Raw genomic sequence first — 7,439 nt, 5'->3', positions numbered from 1 at the left:
CCCACCCGAACCACCCCATACGGGACAGCCTCTAGACGTGGCCGTCGTACCCGGGGCCGTAGTTCCACTCGGTGCTCCAGGCGGCGACGGCGAGGTCGGCCCAGCGGTCCGCGACCCCGAGCGAGCCGAGGTCCACGTGCGCGGCGAACGAGCCGTCGTCGTGCAGGAGCGTGTTGGGCACGCACGCGTCGCCGTGGCACACGACGAGGCGGTCGACGGCGGGTGCGTCGTCGAGTCGTGCCCTCGCCTCGGCGACGGGGATGCCACGGTGCTCCGGGAACCACTGCGCCGGGCCGTCGCCGCGGGCGAGGCGCGCGTCGGCGTTCGCGACCCGGTCCGCGACGGACCACGTGAAGGGGCACGACGCGACGGGGAGCGCCTCGTGCAGCGCGCGCAGGCCGCGACCGATCGCGGTGGCCGCGCCCGCCGGGTCGCCGGTCTCGCGGGCCTCGACCGCGGAGCGGCCGGGCACGGCCTGCGTGACGAGCCAGGCGCCGTCGGCGTCGGACCCGTGGTCGAGGACGCGCGGCACGGGCGTGCGGTCGCCGACCCACGCGAGGCGCGCGGCCTCCGCGGCGAGGTCGAGCCCCGGGACCCCCGCGGGTGCCCACTTGACGTACCGGGTCTCGCCCGCCTCCCGGCCCGGGCCGGGGTCGAGGCGGAAGGTCAGCCCGCCGAGGACGTTGCGCCACACGGGCGTGACGACGTCGTCCCCGGCGAGGGTGCGGACGGCGGGCGGGACGGTCACGGGCCCGGTCGGGATCTCGGCGATTCGCTCGGCACGGCTCACCCGACGGATCCTCGCACGCGGACCCGCGGCGGCCGTCGTGTATTCCGCGCGGCCCGGTCCGCTCCCTAGACGACGGGGCGCGGGTGCCTCACGGCGGGCTTCCGCCGGGCCCGCGTCCGCACGAGGGGGAACGCGATGTCGGTCGTCATCACCAGGCTGCCGGCCTGGCCGCGGGTCCGTCGCGGCGCGAACGGGCACCCGGTCCAGACGCTCCAGCACCTGCTGCGCCACCGCGGGCACGAGCTCGCGGTCGACGGGCTGCTGGGGCCGCGCACGGAGGTCGCCGTGCGCTCCTTCCAGGACGCCGCGGGACTCGACGTCGACGGCGTCGCCGGCCCCGCCACCTGGGCCGCGCTCGTCGTGGTCGTGCGCCGGGGGAGCGTCGGCGAGGCCGTGCGGGCCGTGCAGCGCGAGGCCGTCGCGCGCGACCTGTCGGGCGGCCCCGACCCCGTGCTCGCGATCGACGGGCAGCTCGGCCCGCGCACCGAGGTGTGGGTGCGCGGATTCCAGGAGGCGCTGCACGCGGGCTTCCCGGAGGTCGCCGTCGACGGCGTCGTCGGGCCCGTGACGTGGCGGTGCCTCGTCAGCGGGATGCTGTCGCACTGACCCCCGGGTCGGCGTTCGCGAGCAGCGCGTCGCACGCCGCGAGGAGCCGCTCGCGCAGCGCGGCGCCGCGCTCGGCGAACGCGCGCTGGTGGCGCACGTACTGCGCCTTGCCCTCGGGCGTCTCGATCGCGACGGGCGCCAGTCCGTACGACGACACGTCGTACGGACTGGCCTGCATGTCGACGACGCGGACGTCCCGCGCGAGCTCGAAGGAGTCGAGCACGACGTCGCCCGGCACGGCGGGCGTGAGCTTGAGCGCCCACTTGTAGAGGTCCATGGTCGCGTGCAGGCACCCCGGCTGCTCCAGGGCGGGCTGGGTCTCGCGCGTCGGCTGCAGGCGGTTGAGCGGACCGGCCTCGGGCGTGAAGAACCGGAACGCGTCGAAGTGGGAGCACTGCACGGGGTGCGACTCGACGACGCGGTCGGTGCCCGCGTGGCCGAGGCGCAGGGGGAGCGGGTGCCGGTGGTCGCGGCCCGCCTCCTTGTCGCGGTAGACCATCGCCCACTCGTGCAGGCCGAAGCACCCGAACCGTCCCGGCCGCGAGGCCGTGGCGGCGAGCAGGGCGCGCAGGTAGCGCACGGTGTCGCCCCGGTCGGCGAGGAACGCGTCGACGTCGAGCGTCAGGCCTTCGCGCGTCTCGCGGTACCACCGCCACCCGGCGCGCGTCGCGTACGGGTCGGGGGCGTCGTCCGGCGACCCGGCGGCGGCGCGGCCTGCCGGGGGAGCGAGCACGACGCCCGGGCCCGGGTGCCAGCGCCGGAGCTGGGCCGGGCGCGTGGGGTAGTACGTGAAGAGGAAGTCCTCGATCGCGTGCTTCTCGCGCCGCGGCTTGCGCGCGCGCCAGCCCGCGGTGAACGCGTCGGCGCGCTCCGCGTGCGCGCGCTCGCGCTCCGCCCACTCGTCCGCGGCGAGCACGACCGGGCGCGCCACGCCGGCCGGGCGCGTGGCGGCTGGGCCGGCGCCGGTCGGGTCGCCGGTCGTGGTCGTGGTGAGGGGCACCGTCCCAGGGTACGAGAGGGGTCCCGAGACGGGCCGGGCCGGAGTTCACCCGCCGGGCCGTTTTCCCGATGTGGGCGGAACCGGGAAGAATGCTCGTGAACGTGCTGTGAAGGCCCGGCGCGTCGGGAGGGCGTCGCCCTCCGCCCACCCGTACGAACGACTCGCGGCGACGCCGCGGAGGAGCACCATGTCGCAGCCGCCCACGGCACCGCAGGACCCGTACCAGTTCGACCCGTACCGGCCGCAGGGGACGAGCCCGGCGCCGCAGGGCGACCCGCAGCCCGCCCCGGGCGCCCCCGCGTACGCCCCGTCCCCGGAGCAGGCCCCGTACGGGTCCGACCCCGCGACGGCGCCGTACGGGTCGTCGCCCGAGCAGGCTCCCTACGGCGCGCCCGGGCAGGCTCCGGCGTCCGCGCCCCAGGGCTACGGCCAGCCGTACCCGGACCCCGCCCAGCAGGGCTACGCCGCGCCCTACGGCGACCCGGCGCAGCAGCAGGGGTACCCCCAGCCGTACCCGGACCCGGCGCAGCAGCCCTACGGCTCCCCGTACAACGGCGGCTACCCGGCGTACGGCGCGCCCGCGTCGTCGACGAGCACGCTCGCGATCGTCGGCTTCGTGCTCGCGATCCTCGGCTTCCTCGGCAGCTGGATCCCGTTCCTCAACCTGTTCGCGGTCGTGCTCGGCATCGCCGGCGTCGTGCTCGGGTTCGTCGGCCTGTCCCAGGTCAAGCGCGGGCGCACCGGCAAGGGCTTCTCGATCGCCGCGATCGCGCTCGGCGTCGCGTCCGTCCTCGTGACCATCGCGATCTGGGTCGTGGTCGTCGTCGCGGCGAACAACGCGAGCTCGCAGTACGAGCAGGCGATCGTCGACCTCGAGCAGGAGACGTCCGAGTGGGACGAGGAGCTCGACCGCATGTCCGGCGAGGCGACCGAGGAGATCCTCGCGAACGACCTCGGCGTCGAGTTCGGCGCGTTCGAGGGCGAGCCCGACGAGTACGGGTGGGTCGAGTCCACGCTGCCGCTCACGCTGACGAACACGTCCGACGAGCCGCTGACGTTCGACCTCGACGTCGATGCGATCGCCGCCGACGGCACCGTGATCGAGTCGGACTTCGCGTACACGGACGAGCTCGCGCCGGGCGAGTCGGAGACCGTCGAGGTGTTCACGTACATCGACGAGGAGAACCTCGAGGCGATGCGCACCGCGACGTTCGAGGTCACGCGCGCGAGCGCGTACTGACCCCCCTGACCGCCCCAGCACCCCAGGACCGGCCGTGAGCACGAAGGACCCCGCGGGCCCGCCCGAGGACGCGGCGCCCACCGTCCCCGCGTGGGGGACGGCACCCGGCGCCGAGGGACCCGGCGAGCCCGCGGCCGGTCCGGCCGCGCCCGCGCCCGCCGAGACCGACCCGGCGCCCACCGAGCCCGACCCGGACGGTGGGACCGGGCAGGCGTCCGACGACCCGGAGCCTGCGGCGACGGCGGCGCCCGTTCCGTCGCCCGCGGAGCGGAGCGCCGCGCGGCGGTGGGACGGCGCGGCCGTCGTCGCCGCGTGCGCGGGCGTGCTCCTCGTCGTCGCCGTGCTCGCCACGGAGGTCGCGTCGTCGTGGCGCGGCTGGGCGCACGTCGGCGTCCCGTACGCGCTCGCGGGGGTCGCGGTGCTCGTGGTCGGAGCGCTCGCGCGGCGACGTGGCGCACGAGGGGCGCGGACGCTGGTCGCGCTGCTCACGGGCACGGCCGTCCTCACGGCGTGGGTGACGGTCGACGTCGTGCCGTCGTTCGGGCCGGGGTACGCGGTCGCGACCTCGCTGCGGGGGTACCCGCTGGGCTCGGGCGGCGGCGAGGACGGGGTGAGGATCGGCGCGGCCGCGGACCGCGTCTGGTTCGGGGAGTCCGTGCGGTACGACGACGGCCTCGTCGTCTCGGTCTCCGCGCCGCGCCCGTACACCCTGAGCGAGTACGCGACGGAGCGCGAGGACGACCACCCGCACTACGTGCGGATCCGCGTCCGGGTCACCAACGGCACGAGCCGGGTCGTGGACCCGCGCGACCTCGAGATCCAGCCCGTCTCCGGGGGGCTCGTGCCCCGGAGGGTCTACGACTTCGCCCCCGACGCGCTGCTCGAGCGCCCCGACACGATCGAGCGCGGGACGAGCGGCGAGTGGGACGTCGTCTACACCGTGTACGACCCCGAGGACGTCACCGTCGCGGTCGAGCCGGCGTGGGCGAGCTACGCGGTGGCCGTGTTCTCCTGGTGACGCCGCCGCGCCTCACTCGGTGCGGTCGAGGTACTCGCGCGCGAGCCGCTTCGGGGCGCGCGCGAGCCAGGCGTCCTGGACGAGCTCCTCGAGCTCGGGCACCGCGAGGCGGTCGAGGCGCGCGAGCACGATCGGGTAGCCGTGGAAGTGGCTCGTCGTGAGGAAGACGTCCGGCTCGTCGGCGAGCAGCGCCTCCTTCTCGCCCTCGTCGGCGACGCGGAACGCGACGGGCGGCTCGGCGGGCGCACCGCCGCCGAGCTCGTCGAGGTCCTTGGCACGCAGGGGCCGCTCCCAGACGAACAGCGTGCCGTGCACGGTCCACCGCCGCGGACCCTTGAGGTCCGTGTCCGGCAGCACCGTCGCGATCCGCTCGACGTCCTCCCACGAGGCCATGACCCCACGGTAGGCCCGGCCGTGCCCGGCGACCAGGGCGAGAGCGCCCGGTCGCCGGGGCGCCGGTCAGTACGGGGCGACCTTCGCGGCCGGCGGGAAGATCTCGTCGAGCTCCGCGAGGTCCTCGGCCGTGGGCACCCACGCGCCCGCCGCGGCGTTCTGGCGCACCTGCTCCGGCTTCGTCGCGCCGGCGATCACGCTCGACACCTGCGGGCGCGACAGCAGCCACCCGAACGCGACCTGCACCTCGCTGATCCGGCGCACCTCGCAGAACGCGCCGAGGCGTGCGAGCGCCTCCCACGGCGCCGACTCCAGGAGGTGCGGCTTCGTCGTGACGAGGCGCCCGTCGTCGGGCCGCGCGCCGTGCGCGTACTTGCCCGTGAGCAGGCCGTTCGCGAGCGGGAAGTACGGCAGCACGCCGATCCCGTACGCCGCCGCCGCGGGCAGCACCTCGAGCTCGGCCGCGCGGTCGACGAGGTTGTACTGGTTCTGCGCGGACACGAACCGCACGGTCCCGGCGGCGCGGGCGGTGAGCTCGGCCTCGGCGATCTGCCACCCCGCCCGGTTGGAGTGCCCCACGTAGAGCACCTTGCCCGCGCGCACGAGGTCGTCGAGCGCGGCCAGCGTCTCCTCGATCGGCGTCCGCGGGTCGGGCGTGTGGAACTGGTAGAGGTCGATCCGGTCGGTGCCGAGCCGGCGCAGCGAGTCCTCGACGGCCCGCACGACGTACCGCCGCGAGCCGCGCGCGTCGAAGTCCGCGCCCGCCGCGCCGCGCATCGACATGCCGAACTTCGTGGCGACCACGACGTCGTCGCGGCGCGACCCGAGCGCCTGGCCGAGCAGCTCCTCGCTCAGCCCGGGCCGCGCGCCGTAGGTGTCGGCCGTGTCGAAGAACGTGACCCCGGCGTCGAGAGCGGCGTCGACGACGGCGCGCGTCCCGTCGAGCGTCTCGGTCGCCGTGCGCGGCCGGCCGAAGTTGTTGCAGCCGAGCCCGACGGCGGACACGGCCAGGCCGGACCGGCCGAGACGGCGCAGGGCGGGGCGGGGTGCGGTGTCGTCGGTCGCAGTCGTCATGCGGCGACCCTACGACCCGGCACGCGTCGTCGTGACCGCGGACGCGCGCTCCGCGACGGCCGCGAACAGCCGCTCGAGCGGTCCGCGCCCGAGCGCCCAGCGCCACAGGGTCGCGCCCGCGAGCGTCGCGAGGACGAGCACGAGCAGGGGCCCGTTCGTCGTCCGGGAGTACGCCTCGTCGCCCCACGCCCACAGCACGACGATCTGCGCGGAGTAGACGGTGAGCGCCATCGCGCCGACGGCCGCCACGGGGGCGAGCACCCACCGGCCGACGCGCCCGGCGAACAGGCACAGCCCGAGCACGGCCACCGCGAACCCGCCCGACCCCACGACCTCGGGCAGCGTGTCGGTGTGCGGCCCGGCGAGCCACAGGTACGCGCTCGTCGGCCACGGGTCGTCCCACGCGAGCGGCTCCGGGCGCAGCGTGCTCGACCACGCGGCGGCCGCCTCCTCGACCGCCTGCGAGCCGCCGAGCGGCCCGACGACCGCGGCGGACACGCCGTACCCGACCGCGAGAGCGACCAGCCCACCGCCCACGAGCCCGACGCGCACGGTCGTCGACGACAGGTCCGACCTGCCGATCGCGACCCCGACGAGCACGTACGCCATCCACACCACCGCCGGGTAGTGCCCGGACACGAGGAAGTCCGTGAGCGCGCCCGACCCGTCGTCGGGCAGGTGCAGGCCCGCGCGCGCGAGCGCCTCGGGCAGCCAGGACGCGAGCACCGGGCCGACCACGGCGAGGACGCCCGCGAGCACGAGGAGGTCCCGGCGCCGCCAGCGCAGGAAGGGCAGGGCGAGCACGAAGTAGGCCGCGTAGAACCCGAGGATGAGCAGCACGCGCGTGCCGAGCAGGTCGAGCAGGCCCACGAGCCCGAGCAGGAGGACCGCCCGCACGAGGATGCGCGTGCGGCTCTGCAGCGCGGGGAGCCCGTCGAGCGGCGTGCGCCCGCCCGAGACGATCGCGAGGGACACCCCGGCCACGAGCGCGAAGAGGATCGACGACCGGCCGTGCGCCACCGAGAGCCAGCCCGACACCTCCCCGAGGTCCTCGGTCGTCCAGCCCACGTGCGCGGTGAACATCCCCAGCACGGCCACGCCACGGGCGACGTCGACGCCCGCCACGCGGCCCGGCCCGCCGAGGAGCAGCGCCGCGTGGCGGCGGGCGAACCCGGTGGCGGGCGGGGAGGGGTCGCCGGGGGCGGAGGTCGTGCCGGTCGCGGCCGTCATGGGGGGATTGTCCGCGCGCGAGCGCGCCCGCGCGGCGCCGCCACGCCGGGGGACGGGCCGTCCGGACGTCGCGCCCAGAGTGTGAGAA

The 7,439-nt window shown here is 76.3% G+C and carries 8 protein-coding genes; 3 read left to right on the top strand and 5 right to left on the bottom strand.

From position 1 onward, the window contains the following. Positions 1-31: 31 nt before the first annotated feature. A complete protein-coding gene (locus GJV82_RS15935; protein ID WP_318657728.1) occupies positions 32-790 on the bottom strand; it encodes an aminoglycoside 3'-phosphotransferase in 759 nt (252 codons plus the stop codon). Positions 791-925: 135 nt separating this feature from the next. On the opposite strand from GJV82_RS15935, the gene GJV82_RS15930 reads away from it, so the two are divergent. Further along, positions 926-1,396, top strand: a complete 471-nt coding sequence (locus GJV82_RS15930) for a peptidoglycan-binding domain-containing protein (protein WP_155099912.1) — start codon at positions 926-928, stop codon at positions 1,394-1,396. On the opposite strand, the gene GJV82_RS15925 is transcribed toward GJV82_RS15930, so the two are convergent. Further along, complete coding sequence (locus GJV82_RS15925; protein ID WP_318657729.1) at positions 1,374-2,327, bottom strand: 3-methyladenine DNA glycosylase; 954 nt, start codon at positions 2,325-2,327, stop codon at positions 1,374-1,376. The genes GJV82_RS15930 and GJV82_RS15925 overlap by 23 nt on opposite strands. Positions 2,328-2,583: 256 nt before the next feature. Between GJV82_RS15925 and GJV82_RS15920 the strand changes: the two genes are divergently transcribed. Together GJV82_RS15920 and GJV82_RS15915 are read left to right on the top strand one after the other, a co-directional pair. After that, positions 2,584-3,636, top strand: a complete 1,053-nt coding sequence (locus GJV82_RS15920) for a DUF4190 domain-containing protein (protein WP_115942850.1) — start codon at positions 2,584-2,586, stop codon at positions 3,634-3,636. A gap of 34 nt (positions 3,637-3,670) precedes the next feature. After that, a complete protein-coding gene (locus GJV82_RS15915; RefSeq protein WP_155099911.1) occupies positions 3,671-4,654 on the top strand; it encodes a hypothetical protein in 984 nt (327 codons plus the stop codon). 12 nt (positions 4,655-4,666) lie between these two features. Here GJV82_RS15915 and GJV82_RS15910 read toward each other — a convergent pair whose 3' ends face one another. The 3 genes from GJV82_RS15910 to GJV82_RS15900 form a co-directional block, all read right to left on the bottom strand. Beyond that, positions 4,667-5,047, bottom strand: coding sequence for an MmcQ/YjbR family DNA-binding protein (locus GJV82_RS15910; RefSeq protein ID WP_155099910.1), 381 nt, complete (start codon positions 5,045-5,047; stop codon positions 4,667-4,669). A 66-nt stretch (positions 5,048-5,113) separates the two neighbouring features. Continuing rightward, a complete protein-coding gene (locus GJV82_RS15905) occupies positions 5,114-6,121 on the bottom strand; it encodes an aldo/keto reductase (RefSeq protein ID WP_155099909.1) in 1,008 nt (335 codons plus the stop codon). Positions 6,122-6,130: 9 nt separating this feature from the next. Continuing rightward, complete coding sequence (locus GJV82_RS15900; RefSeq protein ID WP_155099908.1) at positions 6,131-7,351, bottom strand: heparan-alpha-glucosaminide N-acetyltransferase domain-containing protein; 1,221 nt, start codon at positions 7,349-7,351, stop codon at positions 6,131-6,133. Positions 7,352-7,439 lie beyond the last annotated feature (88 nt).

Origin of the sequence: Cellulosimicrobium composti, assembly GCF_009711085.1 — a bacterium.
GTDB lineage: Bacteria > Actinomycetota > Actinomycetes > Actinomycetales > Cellulomonadaceae > Cellulosimicrobium > Cellulosimicrobium composti.
This window is presented reverse-complemented; position numbering and strand designations above follow the sequence as displayed.